Genomic DNA, 22136 nt, shown 5'->3' on the forward strand with positions numbered 1-22136 from the left:
CTGCCGGACGGTGCTTCCCGCTCCGTCCGGCTGTCGCTGACAGGACATCGCCATGACCGACGACATTGATGAAGGCGAAGAGGCCTTCGCCGAGGCCACCCTGACCCAGGCCATCGAGAACCAGATCGAGGCCGGGGAGCCGCCCGCCGCCCGCGCCACCCTGAACAAGCTGACCCTGGTGGGTTACGAGCGCGAGGAAATCCTCCAGATGATGGCGCTGGTCCTGGCCCACGAGATCGACGCCATGCTCGCAGCCGACCGTCCTTTCGACACCGACTGGTACGAAAGGGCCTTGCGGGCGCTACCTGACCTGCCCGAAGATCAGGCCTGACCTCGCCTACAATCCAGAGACTCCAGATTCCGGCCGGCCACCGCCGGCCTTTGCGGTACAACAAGAACTAGGAGCGACCATGGTCTTCACCCCCGAGCTCATCGCGGAATTCGAACTGCTGGCCCTGTTCAACCTGGACAACAGTCAGGAAGGACTGAAAGTCCACAACAACGCCAATCCCAAAGCCCAGGCCGCCGTCATGCGACTGCACGAGAAAGGCCTGATCACCCAGCCCGACGGCGGTTATCTGACCAGCCTCGGCCTGGATGCCGCCGAACACGTCCAGGCCCTGCGCACCATTCTCCTGCCCCAGCACGCCTGACACCGTTGCCGCTCAAGTCGGCAACATTGCGGGCGATACAATGCGGACGCCTGCCGGCAGCGAAGGTTGCCGGCCAGGCCGCCAGCATCGGGACATGAGCAGAGCATGACGCGTACCCAGGAAATCCGCCCGGACATCGACGACGGTATCGACCGCAAGGTCCTCGCGCAGCTGCGCGCCCGCTTCCTCAAGGTCAACGACGGCCGCCTGGATCGAGCCATGCAGGCGCTCTCCACGCGCCAGCAGTTGGTCCTGAAACTCTTGCCGCTGCTGTTCCACGTCAATCACCCGCTCCTCCCCGGCTACGTGTCCGGCACCGCGCCGGCCGGCGTCGCCGCTTACGAACCCGACGATGACCTGCTGGCCGAAGTCCAGCGCTTGACGCGCTCCTTCGCCTACAAGGCGCGCCGCGGCCCGCAGCCCACGCCCATCCATGGCCTGTTCCTGATGGGCAGCCTGGGCACCATCGCCCAGGCCGAGCAGAGCGACATGGATATCTGGGTCTGCCACGCGCCCGAGCTGGACGCCGGCGCCACCGCGGAACTGCAACGCAAGTGCAGCGCGCTGGAAGAGTGGGCGGCCAGCCAGGGGGCCGAAGCGCACTTCTTCCTGATCGACCCGGCGCGCTTCACCCAGGGGGACCGCGAGGCCCGGCTGACCTCCGACGACTGCGGCACCACCCAGCATTACCTATTGCTGGACGAGTTCTACCGCACTGCCATCTGGCTTGCCGGGCGCACCCCGCTCTGGTGGTTGGTGCCGGTGTATGAAGAAGCGCGCTACACCGAGTACACCCGCACGCTGCTATCGAAACGCTTCATCCGTGCCGAGGAAGTGCTCGACCTCGGCCATCTGGCGCACATCCCGCCGGGCGAGTTCATCGGCGCGAGCATGTGGCAGTTGTTCAAGGGCATCGAGTCCCCCTACAAGTCGGTGCTCAAACTGCTGCTCACCGAGGTCTACGCCAGCGAACATCCACGGGTGGCCTGCCTGTCCCTGCGTTTCAAGGAGGCGGTCTATGCCAATCGCCTGGACCTGGACGAACTCGACCCCTACATGGTGGTTTATCGCCGGTTGGAGGAATACCTGCGCGGGCGCAACGAAACCGAGCGACTGGAACTGATTCGCCGTTGCCTTTATTTGAAGGTGAACAAGAAGCTCAGCCGACCGCCACGTAATCGCAGCAAAAGCTGGCAACGCATGCTGCTGGAACGCCTCACCGCTGAATGGCGCTGGCAGCATCGGCAACTGGCGATGCTGGACAGCCGCAGCCAGTGGAAGGTGCGCCAGGTCCTGGCCGAGCGCCGTGCGCTGGTCAACGAACTGACCTACAGCTACCGCTTCCTGTCTCAGTTCGCCCGCAGCGAACAAGCCAGCGGGACGCTCAGCAGCCGCGACCTGGGCGTACTGGGCCGGCGTCTTTATGCCGCCTTCGAGCGCAAGGCCGGCAAGATCGAGTTCATCAATCCGGGAATCGCCCCGGACATCGCCGAAGACACACTGACACTGGTCCAGGGTCCCAGCCCCGACGCCGAAGGTGACACCCAGTGGGCGCTTTACTCCGGCAGTCTGAAGGCTCTGGAATGGCAGGACTTCGCGCCACTGAAGCGCAGCCGCGAGTTGATCCCCCTGCTCGCCTGGTGCCACCGCAATGGCGTGATCGATACCGGCACTCGCCTCTCCCTGCATCCGGGCAACAGCGACCTGACCGAACACGAGTTGTCCAACCTGCTGGCCAGCCTGCAGCAAACCTTCCCCCAGCCACTGGGTCAGGTGGATGAGAACGCCCTGCTGCGCGCGGGGGTGCCATCGGAAGTGCTGCTGCTGGTGAACGTCGGGATCGACCCGCTGAAGCAACACAGCCAGAAGAATTTCCACATGACCACCGAGCGCACCGACGCCCTCGGCTACTCAGGCGTGCGCGAGAACCTGGTGGTGACCATCGACCAGGTGACCCTGAACAGTTGGAACGAATTGCTCGTCAGCCGCTACGAGGGGCCCGACGCCCTGCTCGCCTGCCTGCGCGATTACCTCAACAGCCTGCCGGCCAGCGGCGCCCGCCCAGGACTGAAGGTGCGCAGCTTCTGCCGTAATCGCGCCCAGGCCATCAGCCAACGGGTGCAGGAACTGTTCGACGACGCCCAGGAACTGCTCGGAACCACCGGCGTGCCGCGATTCCTGCTGCAGGTACAGCAGCGTTTCCATGTGCTGCAACTGGAGCCGGGACAAGTCAGCCATGCCAGCCTGGCCGACCTGCCCGCCCTGGTGGAGCACCTGGGGCGCGACCTGCCGCGATACAGTCCGCTGCAACTCGACCGCCATGCCCTGGAGGATCAGGACCTGGCGGTGATCCTGCCCCTGGGTCGACCGAACTGCATTCAGGTGTTCTACCGCCAGGACGGCGACAGTGCCGAGATCAGCCTGCTGGACGAGCACAACGCGCTCTGGCGCCAGCGCCTGCCATTCCGCGACGAGCAGAGCCTGCTGACACCGTTGCACCGCTTCCTGCAATCACTGCTCTACCGGCGCAATGCACTGCTGCCGCTGGACAGCGCGCTCCCTGCACTGGCACCGGAAATCCTCTACTACGAAGTGGTGCGCCAGGGCCGTCACCTGGAACGCCGCGCGGCGCCTTCAGCCGCGGTCAGCCATCCCTTCTACGACGTACAGGCAATCGTCGAACCCGCCGAGCAGGGCCAGGTGCACGTGACGCTCTACTGCAACCACCGCGAATTCTCCGAGCTGGAATACGGCTCAGGCCTGTTCGCGGCCGTGGCCCGGCATATCCTCGCCCAACGCCGCGAGCCGGAGCGCTATCCCTGCTACATCACCGATCTCGACCTGTCGCGAATCCCCGGCAAGGGCCAGGCGCAGACGGTGCACTACCTGCGCTACAAGGTGGAGCTGGAAGAAAGGCTGAACCGGGCGTTGCGAGAAAGCTAAATGCAGGGCGACGTCCTGTCGTAGGTTGTGGCTGAGCCCACGAAGCCCAACGGGCGGACTCAGTTGCAAAAGTTGGGCTTCGCAGAGCTCAGCCCAACCTACCCGAACCGGCCCCGGGGAAATGGGACTTGTGGGAGCGAATTCATTCGCGATGCAGGGCGACGTCCTGCCGTAGGTTGTGGCTGAGGCCACGAAGCCCAACGGGCGGACTCAGCTGCAAGAGTTGGGCTTCGCAGAGCTCAGCCCAACCTACCGATCGCTGGAATCCGGCCACCTGTGGGAGCGATTTCAATCGCGAATGAATTCGCTCCCACAGGACAGGGTGTACGAATCAGCGCGCGTATTCGCCCGCCGCTTCCGGCTGGTACTCGACGTCCAGCAGGGTCAGCTTGAGAGTCTTGCCGCCGGGAACCGGCCAATCGATGTGCTGGCCGACGGACAGGCCGAGCAGCGCGCTGCCCACCGGGGCGAGAATGGAAACCTTGCCTTCGCCACCCGCGTCTTCCGGGTAGACCAGGGTCAGGTGGTAGTCCTTGCCACTGCTTTCCTCGCGGCAATGCACGCGCGAGTTCATGGTGACGACGCCCGGCGGAACCTCCTCATGGCCAACCACCTGGGCGCGAGCCAGCTCGCTTTCCAGCGCCTCGGCGGCGGGGCCGAATTCCTCCAGGCTGTCGAGCAGGCGCTCCAGGCGTTGCAGGTCGAGACGGGTAATGGTGATGGGCGGGTGGGTGTTCATGGCGAACGCGCGACTCCTTGTTCAGTGTGCAAGAAAAGCGAAACCCCGCCCGAGGGCGGGGTTTCAGATTCTGTCTGCCCGGACAAAATTGCCGGAAGCCCGACAGTACGTCAGCGCGACTGCGATTGGCAAGACCACCCGGTCACCCGGGCAGCGGCCGCTTTCGCTGCTCGGCGGCGGTGCAGATTTCGCGTCGGCGCTGGTCGTTCGCCGCGCCCCACTCGCAGATTTCCGCCAGGGTTCGGCCACAGCCTACGCACACGTCCGTGTCGTCCAGGCAGCAATGTCGGATGCAGGGCGACGGGTGACGTGCCGGGAGTGCGCTATCAGAGTTCGTCGAACTCAAGGTCTTCACCCGCCTGCTCGCGGGTCACTCGGTTGAGGAGCTCACCCAGCGGCTCATCGCTGCTGTCGCAGATCCAGCGACCGCTGGCCTGGTCATAATCGAAGTGGAAGCCCCCCGAGCGTGCTGCCACCCAGAGCTGACGCAGCGGCTCCTGGCGGCTGAGGATCACCTGGCTGCCGTTCTCGAAACGCACGGTGAGCACGCCGGCGCTGTTCTCCAGGTCCAGGTCCAGGTCGCTGTCATCGAACACGTCTTCCACGCGCTCCTGGGCTTCATCGACCAGGTCGTGGAATCGGGCTTCGGTCAAACTCATCGGGGTTTACCTCAAGGCATTTGGGATGGAGGGCGACGGTACTCGCCAAGGCTCTGTCCGGTCCAGCGCCGGAAGGCGCGGCCGAGAGAGCCGGGTTCACTGAAACCGACCAGGAAGGCGATATCGGCCAGCTCCAGGGTCGGATCACGCAGATAGTGCAGCACCAGCTGCTGGCGAGTCTCATCCACCAGCTGGCTGAAGGATAACCCGGCCTCGCGCAGGCGGCGCTGCAGCGTGCGAGGACTCAACGCCAGTTCGTCGGCCAGGCGCTCCAGGTCCGGCCCTTCGGCAGACAACTGCGCAGCCAGCAGCTCACGGGCCCGGTCCAGCACGCTGTGCCCCTGGCGCAGTTCGCTGAGCAGGCGCTCGGCGTAACCATCGAACAGCCGGCGCACTTCGGCATCGGCCTGGCCGAGCGGCGTCGCCAACAGGCGTTTGGGGAAAATCAGGGCATTGTCTGCCTGGCCGAACAGCACCGGGCAACGGAAGATCCGCTGGTGTTCGGCAGTGTCGACTGGCGCGGGGTGCTGGAAGCGCACTTCGGTTGGCGGGATGTCCAGCCCGGTTATCCAGCGACCGAAGGTCACCCAGCCGGACAAGGTTTCTTCCGCCAGCAGCGCGCGCTGCTGGGGCAGGATCGACGCCCAGCTGTGCGCCACCAAAGGCTCCAGCCCATCGCGCGGCGGCTCGTCGGCCAATTCCACATGGCCCAGGTTGCCCACCAGGGCCGCGTAGCGTGCCTGGCGATGCAGGGCATCGGCGAGGGTGGCGCAGCTCATCAGCAGAAAGCCCAACACCCCGTAATGGCCGGGACGTACCGCTTCGCCCAGGTGCAGGCCGAGGTGCGGGTCGCCGGAAAGCCGCGCGGCATGGCCAAGCAGCTCGAGGTAAGCGCTGGCGGCGATGCGCTGGTCGCGCTGGGAAAGTATCGCGGGTGTCAGCTGGACGTGACCCAGCAACTCGGCAGGGGCCACGCCGAACTGTTCGATACGCTCCACCAGCCCCTGCAGATAGGCGACCGAGACCGAGCCGGCCAGGGATGCGGCGTTGTCCATGAGAGCTCCTTTTTCAGTCGCCAATGCTAGCGCCGCAAAGGCCCGCAGGCCACGCCGGGCGGGAATTTCACCGAATAGGCAAGGCGGCGGGGGGTCGGTATACTCCGGAACAATTCACGTTTTCTGCAAGGACTCCGTCATGAAGCGACTCCACGCACCCTTCGTCGCGCTGCTCGCCGCTGTCTGCCTGTTGGCCGGCTGTGGTCAGAAAGGCCCGCTTTACATGCCTGACGACGAGAAAGCAGCGAAAGAACACCAGAAAGACGTGTACATCCGCTGATCGGGGGAGCTGTCATGGACGCTTTCACGTACCGCGACGGGGAGTTGTTCGCGGAAGGCGTAGCGCTGTCCGATATCGCCGCTCGCTTCGGCACGCCCACCTATGTCTATTCCCGCGCCGCGATCGAGGCGGGTTACAAGGCCTATGCCGACGCCCTCGCCGGCTCGCCGGGGATGGTCTGCTATGCGGTCAAGGCCAATTCCAACCTCGGTGTACTGAACCTGCTGGCGCGTCTCGGCGCGGGCTTCGATATCGTGTCCAGCGGTGAGCTGGAGCGCGTGCTGGCTGCCGGCGGCGCTCCCGAGCGCATCGTCTTCTCCGGCGTTGGCAAGAGCCGCGACGACATGCGCCGTGCCCTGGAAGCAGGTGTGCACTGCTTCAACGTCGAGTCGCGCAACGAACTGGAGCGCCTGCAGAACGTAGCGTCCGCCATGGACGTGAAGGCGCCGGTCTCGCTGCGGGTCAATCCCGACGTGGATGCCGGCACCCACCCGTACATCGCCACGGGCCTGAAGGAAAACAAGTTCGGCATCTCCATAGATGAAGCCGAAGCGGTCTATGTCCAGGCCGCCAGCCTGTCCCACCTCGATGTGATCGGCGTCGACTGCCATATCGGTTCCCAGCTCACCAGCCTGGAGCCCTTCCTCGATGCCCTCGACCGCCTCCTGAACCTGATCGACCGCCTGAACGAACGCGGCATCGCCATTCGCCACCTGGACCTCGGTGGCGGCCTTGGCGTGCGCTACCGCGATGAGCAGCCGCCGCTGCCCGGCGAGTACATCCAGGCCGTGCGCCAGCGCATCAAGGGTCGCAACCTGGAGCTGCTGTTCGAGCCCGGTCGCTCCATAGTCGCCAACGCAGGCGTGCTGCTGACCCAGGTGGAATACCTCAAGCTCACAGAACACAAGGATTTCGCGGTGATCGACGCGGCCATGAACGACCTGATCCGCCCGGCCCTCTACCAGGCCTGGATGGACGTGGTGCCGGTGCAACCCCATGCCGGTACCGAGCGCACCTACGACCTGGTCGGCCCGATCTGCGAAACCGGCGATTTCCTCGCCCGCGAGCGCAGCCTGGTGCTGGCCGAGGGTGATCTGCTGGCGATTCGCTCCGCTGGCGCCTACGGTTTCGTGATGAGTTCCAACTACAACACCCGCGGCCGCGCCGCCGAGGTGCTGGTGGATGGCGAGCAAGCCTTCGAGGTGCGCCGCCGCGAGACTATCGAAGACCTTTATGCCGGCGAAAGCCTGCTGCCGCAGTGAGGGCGCATCCATGCTATTGCGCTTCACCAAGATGCACGGCCTCGGCAACGACTTCATGGTCCTCGACCTGGTCAGCCAGCACGCTCACATCCAGCCCAAACATGCCAAGCAGTGGGGCGACCGCAACACGGGTATCGGTTTCGACCAGCTGCTGATAGTCGAAGCCCCCACCAATCCGGACGTCGACTTCCGCTATCGCATTTTCAACTCCGATGGCTCGGAAGTGGAACAGTGCGGCAACGGTGCGCGCTGCTTTGCCCGCTTCGTCATCGACAAGCGCCTGACGGTGAAGAAGCGCATCCGCGTGGAAACCAAGGGCGGCATCATCGAGCTCGATGTGCGTCCCGACGGCCAGGTCACCGTGGACATGGGTCCGCCGCGCCTCGTGCCGCAGCAGATTCCCTTCGTCGCCGACACTGAAGCGCTGGTTTATCCGGTCGATGTGGACGGCCAGACCGTCGAGCTGGCAGCCATTTCCATGGGCAACCCCCATGCGGTGCTGCGCGTCGACGACGTCACCACCGCCCCGGTGCATAGCCTCGGGCCGAAGCTGGAACACCATCCACGCTTCCCGCAGCGGGTGAACGTGGGCTTCCTGCAGATCGTCGACCGCAAGCTGGCAAAGCTGCGCGTCTGGGAACGCGGCGCCGGGGAAACCCAGGCCTGCGGCACTGGCGCCTGCGCGGCGGCAGTGGCTGCAATCCGCCAGGGTTGGATGGACTCCCCGGTGCAACTCGACTTGCCGGGTGGCCGGCTGCTGATCGAGTGGGCCGGTCCGGGACAGCCCGTTATGATGACCGGACCCGCCGTCCGCGTATTCGAAGGACAGGTTCGCCTATGACCGACCAGCACCAGGACCAGCCGCAACATCTCGACTCCGAAACGGTGGCAGCCTACCTGCGCCTCCATCCGGAGTTCTTCGTCCAGCACGAGGAACTGATCCCCGAGATGCGCATCCCCCACCAGCCCGGCGACGCCGTATCTTTGGTGGAACGCCAGGTGAAGCTGCTGCGCGAGCGCAACATCGAGATGCGCCATCGCCTGTCGCAACTGATGGACGTGGCCCGGGAGAACGACCGTCTGTTCGACAAGACCCGGCGCCTGGTGCTCGACCTGCTCGACGCCTCCAGCCTGGAAGAAGTGGTCGGCGCCGTGGAAGACAGCCTGCGCCACGAATTCCAGGTGCCCTTCGTCAGCCTCATCCTGTTCAGCGAGATCACCCTGCCGGTGGGTCGCAGTGTCACCACCGCCGAAGCGCACCAGAGCATCGGCGGCCTGCTGGCCGGCGGCAAGACCATCTGCGGCGTGCTCCGCAGCCATGAACTGGAGTTCCTGTTCGGCGCCGAAGAACGCGACCAGGTGGGCTCCGCTGCAGTGGTCAGCCTGACTCACCAGGGCCTACACGGCGTGCTCGCCATCGGAAGTCCCGATCCGCAGCACTACAAGAGCTCCCTCGGCACCCTGTTCCTCGGTTATGTCGCGGAAGTGCTGGCCCGGGTACTGCCGCGCTTCGCATCCCCCCTGCGTTCGGTGAGATAACCCACCGCCGCGCATTCCAAGGAAGTCCCATGAATGCCGACCTGGACGCCTACCTGAACCACCTGCGCAGCGAGCGGCAGGTGTCGGCCCATACCCTGGACGGCTACCACCGCGACCTGCTCAAGGTGCGCGCGCTCTGCGAGAAGTACGGCATTGCCGACTGGACCGATCTGGATGTCCGCAGCCTGCGCAGTTTCGTTGCCCGACTGCATCAGGATGGCCTGTCCAGCCGCAGCCTGGCGCGCCTGCTCTCGGCCGTGCGTGGCCTTTATCAGTACCTGATCCGCGAAGGTCGCTGCCGTCACGATCCCGCCAATGGCCTCGCCGCGCCCAAGGGGGCTCGCCGCCTTCCTCGCGCACTCGACGCCGACCGCGCCCAGCAGTTGCTGGACGGGGGCGTGGAAGACGATTTCATCGCCCGCCGCGACCAGGCCATGCTGGAGTTGTTCTATTCCTCGGGCCTGCGGCTATCCGAACTGGTAGGCCTGAACCTCGAAGGACTCGACCTCTCCGCGGGCTTGGTGCGGGTACTTGGCAAGGGCAACAAGACCCGCGAGTTGCCCGTGGGCAGCAAGGCTCGTGAGGCGCTGGAAGAATGGCTGCCCCTGCGCGCAACCGCCAATCCCGGTGACGGCGCGGTCTTCATCAGCCAGCAAGGCCGCCGCCTGACACCGCGCGCGATCCAACTGAGGGTCCGCCAGGCGGGCGTTCGTGAACTGGGCCAGCATTTGCATCCGCACATGCTGCGACATTCCTTCGCCAGCCATATGCTGGAGTCGTCCCAGGACTTGCGAGCGGTGCAGGAGTTGCTCGGCCATGCCGATATCTCCACCACCCAGATCTATACCCACCTGGACTTCCAGCACCTGGCCTCGGTCTACGACCAGGCCCATCCGAGGGCGAAGCGACGGGGAGCTGACGAATGACTATCCAGCTGATTACCTTCGACCTGGACGACACCCTCTGGGATAACCGCCCGGTGATCGAGGGCGCCGAAACCGCCATGCGCGACTGGCTGATGGAACACACCCCGGCGTTGGGCAGCCTGCCGGTGGAACACCTATGGGCCATTCGTGGCGAGGTCCTGGCCGCCGAGCCCAGCCTGAAACATCGCCTCAGTGAACTGCGTCGCCGTACCCTGCGCCGGGCACTGGAAGGCGTCGGTTACTCCGCCGAGGATGCCATCGATCTGGCCGAAGGCGCTTTCCAGGCGATGCTCCACGCCCGTCACCGCATCACTTTCTTCCCCGATACGGTGCCTACCCTCGAGCGCCTGGCCATTCGCTACAGCCTGGGGGTGATCACCAACGGCAACGCCGACGTGCGCCGCCTGGGTCTGGCCGACTACTTCAAGTTCGCCCTTTGCGCCGAAGAACTGGGCATCGGCAAGCCCGACCCGATGCCCTTCCTCGAAGCGCTCAAGCGCGGCGGTGTCAGCGCCGGCGAAGCCGTGCACATCGGCGACCATCCGGCCGACGATATCGAAGGCGCCCGCCGTGCCGGCCTGCGCGCCATCTGGTTCAACCCGCTGGGCAAGGAGTGGACCGGCGAGCAACTGCCCGACGCGGAAATCACCAGCCTGAGGGAGCTGCCCGAAGTCCTGGCGCGCTGGGCGAAGTGGCACTGACCGGACATACCGCGTCAGACACCTCCTTATCCATCCCGCGAGCGATCCGTCGCCCATGAAAAAGCCCGCCAATGGCGGGCTTTTTCGACGGGTGCCGGCCTCAGATGGGGCGGCTGCCGTATTTGCTGTCCGGCTTCTTGGGCGGGTCGGCAACCACGTTGGGCTCGACCTCTTGCACCTTGCCACCACGGGCCAGGAAATCTTCCATGGCCTTGGCCAGGGCATCGCGCTCTTTCTGCTTGGCTTCGATGCTGGGCATTTCCTCGACTTCGACCGCAGCCTTGGCCTTCTTCCCGGAGGGGGCAGGGGCCTCGCCATCGTCGTCGCTGTCACCATCATCGGCTGCAGCCAGCTCTTCGCCGTCTTCCTCGTCGGCCGCTTCCAGCTCGTCTTGTTCCAGTTCTTCGTCGCTCATGTTCTACCTCATGCCTTGCCAAAGCAGGTTAGTTATAGCCCAGCTGCGCCAGCTTTCTAACGCTGCCAGAAAAAATTCAGTACGCCTCGCCATGCAAGGTCGCCAGTACCCGTCGCGAACCGCCGTGATCACGGTGCTCGCCCAGGTAGACACCTTGCCAGGTGCCCATCGCCAGTTGCCCGTCCTGGACCGGCAGACTCAGCTGACAGCCGAGGAGGCTGCCCTTGAAGTGCGCGGGCAAGTCGTCCGGCCCTTCATGGTCATGTTCATAGCCGCTTTCACCCTGAGGCACCAGGCGATTGAAGAATCGCTCGAAGTCCCGCCTGACCGCAGGGTCGGCGTTCTCGTTCACCGTCAGGGAGGCCGACGTATGTTGCAGCCAGAGGTGCAACAGACCCACCCGGTAGCGCCGCAGTTCCGGCAACGCGGCCAGGATTTCTTCGGTGACCAGATGGAAGCCACGCGGCCTCGGACGCAAGGTGATCAGGGTCTGCTGCCACATGCGCGAATACCTGTTCCGGCTCGTACGGCGGGCATTCTAGCGCGGCCGAAAAAAAAACAAAGGGCGCCTTTCGGCGCCCTTTTTGGCATTCCCGCCGACATCCCCGCCGGCAACCGCCGAACGGGGAAATCATGAGGATCAGAGGTTGTAGCCGCGCTCGTTGTGCTGAGCCAGGTCGAGGCCGACGGTCTCTTCTTCTTCGTTGACGCGCAGGCCGATGACTACGTCCAGCACTTTCAGGATCACGAAGGTCACGATACCGGTGTAGACGACGGTGAACGCGACACCCTCGAACTGGATGAGCAGCTGGGCGCCAATGTCTTCCACGGTGCCGAAGCCACCCAGGGCCGGTGCGGCGAATACGCCGGTCAGCAGGGCGCCGACGATACCGCCGATGCCGTGCACGCCGAAGGCGTCCAGGGAGTCGTCATAGCCCAGCTTGCGCTTCAGGCTGGTGGCGCAGAAGTAGCAGACCACGCCGGCAACCAGGCCGATGATCAGGGCGCCCATCGGGCCGACGGTGCCGGCAGCCGGGGTGATGGCAACCAGGCCGGCGACCACGCCGGAAGCGATACCCAGTGCACTCGGCTTACCGTGGGTCAGCCATTCGGCGAACATCCAGCCCAGGGCAGCGGCAGCAGTGGCGATCTGGGTAACCAGCATGGCCATGCCGGCAGTGCCGTTGGCAGCAACTGCGGAACCCGCGTTGAAACCGAACCAGCCCACCCAGAGCATGGCGGCGCCGAGCAGGGTGTAGCCCAGGTTGTGCGGAGCCATCGGAGTGGTCGGATAGCCCTTGCGCTTGCCCAGTACCAGGCAGGCTACGAGACCGGCGACACCCGCGTTGATGTGCACCACGGTGCCACCGGCGAAGTCGAGCACGCCCCAGTCCCACATCAGGCCACCGTTGCCGCTCCACACCATGTGGGCGATCGGGGCGTAGACCAGGGTGAACCAGACAGCCATGAAGATCAGCATGGCGGAGAACTTCATGCGCTCGGCGAAGGCGCCGACGATCAGGGCCGGGGTGATGATGGCGAAGGTCATCTGGAAGGTGATGAACACGCTCTCAGGAATCGCGTACACCAGGCTGCTGGTGTTCAGGCCGCTGAGGAACGCCTTGGACAGGCCACCCACGAAGGAATTGAAGTTGATCACCCCCTGTTCCATGCCGGTGGTGTCGAAGGCCAGGCTGTAGCCATAGACCACCCAGAGGATGCTGATCAGGCCGGTGATGGCGAAGCACTGCATCATCACCGAAAGGACGTTCTTGGAGCGCACCATGCCGCCGTAGAACAGCGCCAGGCCGGGGATGGTCATGAACAGCACCAGCGCAGTAGCGACGATCATCCACGCCGTGTCACCACTGTTCAGCACGACCTCGTCGGCGGCCATGGCCAGGCCGGGGGTAACGAGGGACAAAAGGGCTCCTAGCCCTGCGACTTTACGCAGAGTCATGTTGTTTTCTCCTGGGGCGTTGGGGTTCGGCGGCTTAGATCGCGTCTGTGCCGGTTTCGCCGGTACGGATACGGATGGCCTGTTCCAGATTGACGACGAAGATCTTGCCGTCACCGATCTTGCCGGTGTTGGCAGCCTTGGTAATGGCCTCGATCACGCGATCGAGTTGATCGTCGGCGATGGCCACATCGATCTTCACCTTCGGCAGGAAATCGACAACGTACTCGGCGCCACGGTACAACTCCGTGTGGCCCTTTTGCCGCCCGAAGCCCTTGACCTCGGTGACAGTGATGCCCTGCACGCCGATCTCGGACAACGACTCACGCACGTCGTCGAGCTTGAAAGGCTTGATGATGGCGGTGACTAGCTTCATGAAACTTCTCCCGTGTTTGGTTGACTTGCCCCAGGAAAAACGAACCCGGCTCAAGTCTAAGCGCAGTGTCTGGCTTTTGTAACGCGTCGGTCCGCCCTGCCTCGGCACTCCGACACCAACCAACCGCTTCTGGCGAAACACTCCCCCGCCTCGCCCGGTGCACCGGAACTGCCTCGGTGCATGCGTCACTCAGCTCCAAGCAGAAACCTTGCCAGCTCCCAACAACGTCCGTTTTTTCAAGCAGATACTGGCCGGATGCCGCGTTTTACGGGCCCTGGCCCGGGTTTCATCGCACCAAAGGAGTGCGCACCGCCCCAGGCCATTGCTCAAAAAGTGTGCATCGCTTGCCACTGGCACGGCCGCCGGAGGCACCGTGATAGACTCCCGCCCCATTCACTTATGGAAACCGCCATGCTGCCGCCCAAAGCCCTGCTCGATACCCTCGCTGCCACCGCCTCGCGCCTGTTCAGCAGCGACAGTCCGTTGCCGCGTGCCGAGGTCGAGGCCCAGTTCAAGGTCTTGCTGCAGAGTGCCTTCGGCAAGCTCGACCTGGTCACTCGTGACGAATTCGACAGCCAGATGGTGGTACTCGCCCGGACTCGCGCACGCCTGGAAGCCCTGGAAGCCAAGGTCGCGGAACTGGAAGCCAAGCTGAACCCGCCGCCGGCGGAGTGATACCGCTCCGGCCCGGCGGACCGATCAAGGAGTGATCAATGTCCCTGGCCATCGTCCACAGCCGCGCGCAGGTTGGCGTCGAAGCCCCTGCCGTGAGCGTCGAAGCGCACCTCGCCAACGGCTTGCCGTCCCTGGCTCTGGTGGGTCTTCCGGAAACCGCCGTGAAGGAAAGCAAGGACCGCGTACGCAGCGCGATCCAGAACAGCGGGTTCGACTTTCCCCCCAGGCGCATCACCCTCAACCTCGCCCCTGCAGATCTGCCGAAGGATGGCGGCCGTTTCGACCTCGCCATCGCCCTTGGCGTCCTCGCCGCCAGCGGCCAGCTGCCGGCCGGCGCCCTGGACGAGGTGGAATGCCTGGGCGAACTGGCACTCTCCGGTGCGCTGCGTCCTGTGCAGGGCGTGCTCCCTGCCGCACTCGCCGCTCGCGCCGCCGGCCGTACCCTGGTGGTGCCTCGGGAGAATGCCGAAGAAGCCAGCCTGGCCGGTGGCCTCAAGGTGCTGGCGGCATCGCACCTGCTGGAGCTGACCGCGCACTTCGCCGGCCACACCCCGCTTCCGTTCTACCAGCCGCAAGGCCTGATGGATGATCGCCCGCCCTACCCTGACCTCGCGGAAGTCCAGGGTCAGGTTGCGGCGAAGCGCGCCCTCCTGGTCGCCGCAGCCGGCTCGCACAACCTGCTGCTCTGCGGGCCACCCGGCACCGGCAAGACCTTGCTTGCCAGCCGTCTGCCCGGCCTGCTGCCACCGCTGGAAGAACATGAAGCACTGGAGGTGGCCGCCATCCACTCAGTCGCCAGCCATGCGCCGCTGAAAAGCTGGCCGCAACGCCCCTTCCGCCAGCCTCATCACAGCGCTTCCGGCGCCGCGCTGGTTGGAGGCGGCAGTCGTCCAAAGCCCGGCGAAATTACGCTGGCGCATCAGGGCGTGCTGTTTCTCGATGAATTGCCGGAGTTCGAGCGCAAGGTGCTGGAGGTCTTGCGAGAGCCCATGGAAAGCGGCGAGATCGTCATTGCCCGCGCCCATGACAAGGTCCGTTTTCCGGCGCGTTTCCAGTTGGTCGCGGCGATGAACCCCTGCCCCTGTGGATATCTCGGCGAGCCTGCCGGGCGATGTCGCTGTACTCCGGAACAGATCCAGCGTTACCGCGCCAAGCTATCAGGCCCCCTGCTCGACCGGATCGATCTGCATCTGACCGTCGCCCGCGAAGCCACAGCGCTGGCGCCACCTACCAACACAGGGCCGGGCAGCGCGGAAGTCGCCGAGATCGTGGCGCGGTCGCGCCGCGTGCAACTCCAACGTCAGGGGTGCGCCAACGCCTTCCTCGACCTCAAGGGCCTGCGCCAGCATTGCGCCCTGGATAGCGCAGACCGTATCTGGCTGGAGGAGGCCTGCGAACGGCTCAACCTGTCCCTGCGTGCGGCCCATCGCATCCTCAAGGTGGCTCGCACCCTGGCCGACCTGGAGCAGGCCGGAACCATAGGCCGCCATCACCTCGGCGAAGCCCTGCAGTACCGACCCGAAGCCATGACCTGAAGCAACAAAAACTATTGCAAAGGCACCAATGAAAGACTTCTTCTATCGAAGTTGTTAGACTTGCGCGCCTTCCGCCCTTGGCGGCCATCCGATTAAAAGGAGAGCTAGCTCAATGGAGGCACGTTCGTCTTCGCAATCCACCCTCAATCCGCCGGTCTTTTTCGGCTCGGCCATCCTCATCATCGCCCTGGTGCTCTACAGCACCCTCGCCCGCGATCAAGCGCAAACACTGTTCATCCACATCCAGGACTGGATCATCGTCAACGCCAGCTGGTTCTACGTCCTGGCGGTCGCGCTGATCCTCATCACCGTCGTGTTTCTTGCTGTCAGCCGCTTCGGCGACATCAAGCTCGGCCCCGACCATAGCCAGCCCGAATACCGCAACGGCACCTGGTTCGCCATGCTGTTCTCCGCCGGCATGGGCATCGGCCTGATGTTCTTCGGCGTCGCCGAACCGCTGATGCATTACGCCAACCCACCGGTGGGCGATCCAAACACCGTGGCCGCTGCGAGGGAGGCCATGAAGCTGACCTTCTTCCATTGGGGGCTGCATGCCTGGGCGATCTACGCGATTGTCGCGCTGATCCTGGCGTTCTTCTGCTTCCGCCATGACCTGCCCCTGACGCTGCGTTCGGCGCTCTACCCCCTGATCGGTGAGCGCATCTACGGCCCTATCGGCCACGCTGTGGATATCTTCGCCATCCTCGGCACTGTGTTCGGCGTGGCTACGTCGCTCGGCTATGGCGTGCTGCAGATCAACAGCGGCCTGAACCAGCTGTTCGGCCTGCCGGTGAGCGTGCCCGTGCAACTCGGGTTGATCGCCGGCACCTGTGCCCTGGCGACGCTGTCAGTGGCCAGCGGTCTGAACAAGGGCATCAAGATTCTCTCCGAGCTCAACCTGCTGCTGGCGGTAGTCCTGCTGATCGTGGTGCTGTTGCTGGGTCCTACCGTGTTCCTGTTCAAGACGTTCATCCAGAACACCGGCGGCTATCTGTCCGAGATCGTCAGCAAGACCTTCAATCTCTACGCCTATGAATCCAGCGACTGGATCGGCGGCTGGACGCTGCTCTACTGGGGCTGGTGGCTGTCCTGGTCGCCCTTCGTCGGCCTGTTCATCGCCCGCATCTCCCGCGGGCGCACCATCCGCCAGTTCGTCTGCGGCGTGCTGTTCGTTCCGGCAGGCTTCACCCTGCTGTGGATGACCGTATTCGGCGACTCGGCCATCCACCTGGTGCTTCATGAGGGCGTGCACGGCCTGGCGGATACCGTGGCCCAGGACAGCTCCCTGGCGCTGTTCGCCTTCCTCCAGCAGTTCCCCTTCGCCAACGTGCTTTCCCTGGTGGCGGTGCTGATGGTGGTGGTGTTCTTCGTCACCTCCGCCGACTCCGGCGCCTTGGTGGTCGACATGCTGGCCTCCGGTGGCCGCGAAGTGACGCCGCTGTGGCAGCGCCTGTTCTGGTCGATCCTGATGGGTGTCGTGGCCATGGCCTTGCTTGTCGCCGACGGCCTGAAAGCCCTGCAGACCGCGACCATCGCCAGCGCCCTGCCCTTCGCCGTGGTGCTGCTGGCCGCAACCTGGGGCCTGCTCAAGGCCCTGCGCCTGGACGCCACCAAACGCGGCATCCGCTACCAGGCGCTCAATCTCTCGCGCCCGCCCCATCGCCAACAGGGCGGCTGGCAACGGCGTCTGCGCAACATCCTGATGTTCCCGCGCCGCAGCCACGTCACCCGCTTCATCGAGGAAGTCGTGCGACCCGCCTGCCAGGAAGTGTCCGAGGAGCTGCGCAAGCAGGGCTACGACGTGGACGTGCAGAACGGCCAGGACGGGCGCTGCAAGTTGAACGTCGGCCACGGCAGCGAAGTCGATTTCAGCTATGAGGTACGCCCCCGCTCCCTGCTGCTGCCCCGCTTCGTGGCCCGTGATGGCAGTGAAGAAGGCGCCGACTCGCGCAAGTACTTCCGCGCCGAGGTTTACCTGCGCGAGGGCGGACAGGACTACGACGTGATGGGCTGGAGCCGTGAGGAAGTGATCGGCGACCTGCTCGATCAGTACGAGAAGCACCTGCACTTCCTGCATGTGGTCCGCTGAAACATCAAGCTGCGGCTAGCCCAGCAGCTCCACCGCCGGCAGCGCCATGGCCGCCACCTCCGCCTGCAAGAAGTCACGCAAGCGCCGCAGGCGGTCCTGGCCGCTGCGGGCGCGGGGCCAGACCAGGTAGTAGCTGTCGCCACTGGCCACCGCGGTCGGCCAGGGCAGGCCGATGCGGCCCTGGGTGACGTCCTCGGTCACCATCACCAGATCACCGATGGACACCCCATAGCCCCGCGCGGCAGCGACTATGCCCAGCTCCAGGGTGTCGAAGACCTGGCCGCCCTTGAGCGAAACCTCCTCGCCAAGGTCCATGCGCTGCAGCCAACGGCGCCAATCGCGACGGTCCGGCGTCGGGTGCAACAGCTCCGTGGCCTGCAGGCGCTCCAGGCTCCAGGGCTGTCCGGCCTGGGACGGCTCACAAACCGGAATCAGCCATTCGCTGAACAGCAGGGTCACCTCCCAGTCCTGGCTGAAATGGCCGTCGCTGAGCAGCACCGCGCAATCGAAGGGCTCGTGCTGGAAGTCCACCTTATCCACATCCATCCAGGCGCTGGTCAGCTGCACCTCGATATCGTCGTTGAGATGGCGGAAGCGGCTGAGGCGCGACAGCAACCAGCGCATGGTGAGCGTCGATGGCGCCTTAAGTCGCAAGGTGGTGTCGTCGACCCGCAGGGTGGTGCAGGCGCGCTCCAGGGCGTCGAAACCGTCGCGCAAACCGGGGAGCAGCATGCGCGCCGGCTCCGTGAGTTGCAGGTTGCGCCCCTGGCGCTCGAACAGGCGACAGGAGAAATGCTCTTCCAGGGTTCGGATGTGCCGGCTCACCGCGCTCTGGGTGATGGCCAACTCCTCGGCGGCGCGCGTGAAGGACGCATGCCGGGCGGCGGCCTCGAAGGCACGCAGGGCGTAGAGCGGGGGCAGACGACGCGACATATGCCTCTACCTATGAGTCAAAGTCATGGATGGCATCATTTTTTTCCTTTTGTGCCGATTCATCAAGGCTCGGAGAATTGCTGAATTCAAAGCCGGACAAGAGGATTGGCCGGCTCTCCAAGATAGTGAGCCTTACTCATGCCGCAGAGCATACGCAATGAACTGGTGGCCATCCTGCGCCTGGCCGGACCGCTGATCGCGGCCCAACTGGCCCACGTGGTGATGGTCTTCACCGACACCGTGATGATGGGCCTGATCGGCCCCGAAGCCCTGGCCGGCGGCGGCCTGGGCGCGGCCAGCTATTCCTTCGTGTCGATCTTCTGCGTCGGTGTGATCGCCGCCGTGGGCAACCTGGTCGCGATCCGCCATGGCGCCGACGACAAGGCCGGCGCCACCCGCCTGACCCAGAGCGGCCTTTGGCTGGCTTTCGCCATGGCGCTTGGCGCGGGCCTGCTGCTGTGGAACCTGAAACCCGCCCTGCTCGCCTTCGGCCAGGCGCCGGAAAGCGTGGAAGGCGCCATGCAGTTCCTCTCCACCCTGATCTTCGCCCTGCCCGGCTATCTCGGTTTCATGGCCCTGCGCGGCTTCACCAGCGCCATCGGCCGACCCGGCCCGGTCATGGCCATCAGCATTGGCGGCGCCCTGACCAACTTCCTCCTCAACTATGCGCTGATCCACGGCATGTTCGGCCTGCCGAAGATGGGACTCGCGGGCATCGGCCTGGTCACCGCCGTGGTGATGAACAGCATGGCGCTGCTGCTGGCCTGGCATATCGTGCGCAACCCGGCCTACGCGGCCTATCCGCTGCTCAAGGGGCTGCAACGTCCGTCCCGCGAGGCGCTTGCCGAACTGGTGCGCCTGGGCCTGCCCATTGGCGGCACCTATGCGGTGGAGTCCGGCCTGTTCGCCTTCGCCGCGCTGTGCATGGGCGCCCTGGGCAGCACCCAGCTCGCGGCACACCAGATCGCCATCCAGTCGGTCTACGTGGCGTTCATGGTGCCCGTGGGGATTTCCTACGCGGTGACCTTCCGCATCGGCCAGCATTTCGGCGCCGGACGGCTTGAAGAAGCGCGCCGGGCAGGCCGCCTGGGCATCGGTTTCGGTGCCGGCTGCATGCTCGCCTTCGCGGTGCTGTTCTGGGTCGCGCCGGAGCTGGTGGTGGGTCTGTTCCTCGACCACGATGCCCCGGAATTCCAGGGCATCGTGCAACTGGCCGTGAGCCTGCTGGCGGTGGCAGCCTGGTTCGAGCTGTTCGACGGCATCCAGACCATCGCCATGGGTGCGATTCGTGGCCTCAAGGATGCCAAGACCACCTTCCTGGTCGGCCTCGGCTGCTACTGGCTGGTTGGCGCCCCGACGGCCTGGCTGCTGGCCTTCCCCCTCGGCTGGGGCGCGACCGGCGTCTGGTGGGGCCTGGCGCTCGGGCTGGCCTGTGCGGCATTGGGACTGACGCTGGGGTTCGAATGGAAGACTGCGCGATTGCTGCGGCCTGTGGATAACTGCGAGGGAACTGTAGGTTGTGGCTGAGCTACGCGAAGCCCAACATTCCCAGCCCACCTCGCCACGTTGGGCCGCGCTGCGCTTGGCCCAACCTACAGGTACCCGTCAGCCCTAGCTCGCGAATCAAAGCTCCTGGCTGGCAAGCAGCGCCTGGCGCGCGCCGAACACCAGGAAGCGCGCCAACTCGGCCAGGGGTAGCGGACGGCTGATCCAATAACCCTGGACCTGGTTGCAGCCGAACTGGCGCAGCAGCGACAGCTGCTCGGCGTTTTCCACGCCTTCCGCGACCACTTCCAGCTTGAGATTCTGCGCCAGGTTGATCATGGCCTTCACCAACTGGCGATTCTCGGGGCGATCATGCATGCCGCCGACGAAGCTCTTGTCGATCTTCAGCAGCGCGATGGGCAGGCTGTTGAGGTGGACGAAGGAGGAAAAGCCCGTACCGAAGTCATCGAGGGAAAAGCGCACGCCCAAGTGTCCCAGGGCATCCATGGTCTGGCGCACCTGCTCGCTGCGGCGCATCACCGCTGTTTCGGTCAGTTCGAATTCCAGCCAGCGCGCATCGACTCCGCGCTCGTGGATCAGTCGGCTCAGCGTGGAAAGCAGCTGGCTGTCCTGAAACTGGCGGAACGACAGGTTCACCGCCATGTGCAACGGCGGCAGCCCGCGCCCGCGCAGCCACTGCATATCGCGCAGGGCGCGGGAAATCACCCAGTAGCCCAGTGGCACGATCAGGCCACTTTCCTCGGCCAGCGGCACGAATTCGGCGGGAGTCAGCAGGCCGCGCTCGCTGTGACGCCAGCGCACCAGCGCCTCCAGTCCAAGGATGTTGCCGGTTTCCAGGCACAGACGCGGCTGGTAGTGGAGTTCCAGTTCATCGCGGCGCAACGCTCGGCGCAGTTCGCTTTCCAGGTCGGCGCGGCTGCGGGCGCTGCGATTGATGCGTTCATCGAAGATATGGAAGGTGCAGCCCTGGCTGGCCTTGGCCTGCTGCATGGCGATGTGGGCATGCCACATCAGCGGGTCGGCACTTTCGTTGGTACGGGAATATGCCAACCCCAGGCTGCAACCAAGCAGTAGGCTCTCGCCGTCCACCTGGTAGGGCTCGGCCAGGCATTCGGCGATGCGCTCGGCAACCCGCACCGCGCGCGCCGGATCGCGTCGCGTATCCAGCAGCAGGCCGAACTCGTCGCTGCCCAGGCGTGCCAACTGGTCGCCAGCGCGCAGTTGCGCCTTGAGTCGTGCGACCACCTGCAGGATCAGGCGATCGCCGGCCTGGTAGCCGAGGGCATCGTTGGCATGGCGGAAGTTGTCCAGGTCCAGATGGCCGAGAACCAGTCCGCGCCCTTCGTATTCCACCAGGCGGGCGGCCAGCAGCGTCTGGAAACCTTGGCGGTTGGCGATGCCGGTGAGCGGGTCCTGTTCGGCCAGCCGCTCCAGCGCGTGCTGCAGGTTCCGCCGTTCACGGATATGGCGCAGGGTGCGACGCAACGTGTCGACGCCCAGATGCTCGCGCACCAGCCAGTCGCTGACGCCCTGGGGCGATTCGGCGGGCTCTTCTTCCAGCAGGAGGATGATCGGCAGCGGGCAACGCCCGGCGGCAGGCAGCAGTCGAGGGGTACAGAGCACCAGGGCGTAATCGAGTTCGTCGGCCATGCTGCTTGCAACGTCCCAGGACGCGGCGGTGATCAGGGAGGATGCGCTGCCCATCGCGGCCAGGAGTTCGCGAAGCAATTCCGCCCACGCCGGCGATTCCGCCAACAGGAGCATGCGCAGGGGCTCGACGAGCGCGGACAAATGACCTCCCCGGGGTCACAGATACTTCGGCACTTTCGCGCCAGGCTGCGCCATTTCGGCGTCGCTCTTACCACGCTTCCCTGCGCGGACTTCACCGATTCG

Annotated in this window: 23 protein-coding genes; 13 read left to right on the plus strand and 10 right to left on the minus strand. The window is 65.0% G+C overall.

All coding sequences use genetic code 11. The features are described from left to right. The first annotated feature begins 52 nt into the window (after positions 1–52). The 3 genes from E8E95_RS27600 to E8E95_RS27610 all read left to right on the plus strand — a co-directional run bounded on the left by E8E95_RS27600 (position 53) and on the right by E8E95_RS27610 (position 3596). Entirely contained in the window at positions 53–331 is a 279-nt protein-coding gene (locus tag E8E95_RS27600; protein ID WP_179061305.1) for a hypothetical protein, read from the plus strand. 79 nt (positions 332–410) lie between these two features. Continuing rightward, positions 411–653 (plus strand): TIGR02647 family protein, encoded by a 243-nt coding sequence (locus E8E95_RS27605; RefSeq protein WP_179061306.1) that lies wholly within the window; start codon positions 411–413, stop codon positions 651–653. Positions 654–758: 105 nt separating this feature from the next. Further along, positions 759–3596 carry a class I adenylate cyclase gene (locus E8E95_RS27610; RefSeq protein ID WP_280355397.1) on the plus strand — a complete coding sequence of 946 codons (2838 nt, stop codon included), beginning with the start codon at positions 759–761 and terminating at the stop codon, positions 3594–3596. Positions 3597–3927: 331 nt separating this feature from the next. Here the strand turns inward: E8E95_RS27610 and rnk are convergent, their stop codons facing one another. From rnk to E8E95_RS27630, 4 genes are all read right to left on the minus strand, one after another. Continuing rightward, on the minus strand, positions 3928–4335 hold the full coding sequence (rnk, locus tag E8E95_RS27615) for a nucleoside diphosphate kinase regulator (protein WP_120653974.1): 408 nt from the start codon (positions 4333–4335) through the stop codon (positions 3928–3930). A 142-nt stretch (positions 4336–4477) separates the two neighbouring features. Beyond that, a complete protein-coding gene (locus tag E8E95_RS27620) occupies positions 4478–4681 on the minus strand; it encodes a DUF1289 domain-containing protein (RefSeq protein WP_280355398.1) in 204 nt (67 codons plus the stop codon). Then, positions 4662–4994 (minus strand): iron donor protein CyaY, encoded by a 333-nt coding sequence (gene cyaY, locus E8E95_RS27625; RefSeq protein WP_179061310.1) that lies wholly within the window; start codon positions 4992–4994, stop codon positions 4662–4664. Before cyaY ends, E8E95_RS27620 begins: the two co-directional genes overlap by 20 nt. An 11-nt stretch (positions 4995–5005) precedes the next feature. Beyond that, positions 5006–6049, minus strand: coding sequence for an AraC family transcriptional regulator (locus tag E8E95_RS27630; RefSeq protein ID WP_280355400.1), 1044 nt, complete (start codon positions 6047–6049; stop codon positions 5006–5008). A gap of 139 nt (positions 6050–6188) precedes the next feature. Here E8E95_RS27630 and E8E95_RS27635 point away from each other — a divergent pair, with 139 nt between their 5' ends. Genes E8E95_RS27635 through E8E95_RS27660 form a run of 6 tightly spaced genes read left to right on the plus strand, consistent with a single transcriptional unit; the run spans position 6189 to position 10757 of the window. Beyond that, a complete protein-coding gene (locus tag E8E95_RS27635) occupies positions 6189–6329 on the plus strand; it encodes a lipoprotein (RefSeq protein ID WP_077525566.1) in 141 nt (46 codons plus the stop codon). Positions 6330–6343: 14 nt separating this feature from the next. Next, positions 6344–7591 carry a diaminopimelate decarboxylase gene (lysA, locus tag E8E95_RS27640; protein WP_280355401.1) on the plus strand — a complete coding sequence of 416 codons (1248 nt, stop codon included), beginning with the start codon at positions 6344–6346 and terminating at the stop codon, positions 7589–7591. Between the two features lie 10 nt (positions 7592–7601). Further along, complete coding sequence (gene dapF / locus E8E95_RS27645; RefSeq protein ID WP_280355403.1) at positions 7602–8432, plus strand: diaminopimelate epimerase; 831 nt, start codon at positions 7602–7604, stop codon at positions 8430–8432. Next, positions 8429–9130 carry a DUF484 family protein gene (locus tag E8E95_RS27650; RefSeq protein ID WP_179061314.1) on the plus strand — a complete coding sequence of 234 codons (702 nt, stop codon included), beginning with the start codon at positions 8429–8431 and terminating at the stop codon, positions 9128–9130. The genes dapF and E8E95_RS27650 overlap by 4 nt, the downstream gene beginning before the upstream one ends. A gap of 29 nt (positions 9131–9159) precedes the next feature. Continuing rightward, complete coding sequence (gene xerC / locus E8E95_RS27655) at positions 9160–10056, plus strand: tyrosine recombinase XerC (protein WP_280355405.1); 897 nt, start codon at positions 9160–9162, stop codon at positions 10054–10056. Continuing rightward, positions 10053–10757, plus strand: coding sequence for an HAD family hydrolase (locus tag E8E95_RS27660; RefSeq protein WP_280355406.1), 705 nt, complete (start codon positions 10053–10055; stop codon positions 10755–10757). Before xerC ends, E8E95_RS27660 begins: the two co-directional genes overlap by 4 nt. A gap of 100 nt (positions 10758–10857) precedes the next feature. On the opposite strand, the gene sutA is transcribed toward E8E95_RS27660, so the two are convergent. The 4 genes from sutA to glnK all read right to left on the minus strand — a co-directional run bounded on the left by sutA (position 10858) and on the right by glnK (position 13505). Further along, complete coding sequence (sutA, locus tag E8E95_RS27665; RefSeq protein WP_077525561.1) at positions 10858–11172, minus strand: transcriptional regulator SutA; 315 nt, start codon at positions 11170–11172, stop codon at positions 10858–10860. A 76-nt stretch (positions 11173–11248) separates the two neighbouring features. Beyond that, entirely contained in the window at positions 11249–11674 is a 426-nt protein-coding gene (locus E8E95_RS27670; RefSeq protein WP_280355408.1) for a secondary thiamine-phosphate synthase enzyme YjbQ, read from the minus strand. Between the two features lie 138 nt (positions 11675–11812). Next, positions 11813–13132, minus strand: coding sequence for an ammonium transporter (locus E8E95_RS27675; RefSeq protein ID WP_179061319.1), 1320 nt, complete (start codon positions 13130–13132; stop codon positions 11813–11815). A 34-nt stretch (positions 13133–13166) separates the two neighbouring features. Continuing rightward, complete coding sequence (glnK, locus tag E8E95_RS27680; RefSeq protein ID WP_003457590.1) at positions 13167–13505, minus strand: P-II family nitrogen regulator; 339 nt, start codon at positions 13503–13505, stop codon at positions 13167–13169. Positions 13506–13916: 411 nt separating this feature from the next. On the opposite strand from glnK, the gene E8E95_RS27685 reads away from it, so the two are divergent. The 3 genes from E8E95_RS27685 to betT all read left to right on the plus strand — a co-directional run bounded on the left by E8E95_RS27685 (position 13917) and on the right by betT (position 17804). Then, complete coding sequence (locus E8E95_RS27685) at positions 13917–14180, plus strand: accessory factor UbiK family protein (protein WP_077525558.1); 264 nt, start codon at positions 13917–13919, stop codon at positions 14178–14180. A gap of 38 nt (positions 14181–14218) precedes the next feature. Then, positions 14219–15715, plus strand: coding sequence for a YifB family Mg chelatase-like AAA ATPase (locus E8E95_RS27690; RefSeq protein ID WP_280355411.1), 1497 nt, complete (start codon positions 14219–14221; stop codon positions 15713–15715). Between the two features lie 112 nt (positions 15716–15827). Continuing rightward, the gene (gene betT / locus E8E95_RS27695) at positions 15828–17804 is read left to right on the plus strand and encodes a choline BCCT transporter BetT (protein WP_280355413.1); all 1977 of its coding nucleotides are present in this window, start codon (positions 15828–15830) and stop codon (positions 17802–17804) included. A 15-nt stretch (positions 17805–17819) separates the two neighbouring features. Here betT and E8E95_RS27700 read toward each other — a convergent pair whose 3' ends face one another. Then, entirely contained in the window at positions 17820–18737 is a 918-nt protein-coding gene (locus E8E95_RS27700; RefSeq protein WP_280355414.1) for a LysR substrate-binding domain-containing protein, read from the minus strand. A gap of 138 nt (positions 18738–18875) precedes the next feature. Between E8E95_RS27700 and E8E95_RS27705 the strand changes: the two genes are divergently transcribed. Beyond that, positions 18876–20264 (plus strand): NorM family multidrug efflux MATE transporter, encoded by a 1389-nt coding sequence (locus E8E95_RS27705; RefSeq protein WP_280355415.1) that lies wholly within the window; start codon positions 18876–18878, stop codon positions 20262–20264. Between the two features lie 96 nt (positions 20265–20360). Here E8E95_RS27705 and E8E95_RS27710 read toward each other — a convergent pair whose 3' ends face one another. Next, on the minus strand, positions 20361–22034 hold the full coding sequence (locus E8E95_RS27710; protein ID WP_280355417.1) for a bifunctional diguanylate cyclase/phosphodiesterase: 1674 nt from the start codon (positions 22032–22034) through the stop codon (positions 20361–20363). Between the last annotated feature and the right edge of the window lie 102 nt (positions 22035–22136).

Source organism: Pseudomonas sp. BN414, from assembly GCF_029871275.1.
Lineage (GTDB): Bacteria > Pseudomonadota > Gammaproteobacteria > Pseudomonadales > Pseudomonadaceae > Metapseudomonas > Metapseudomonas resinovorans_C.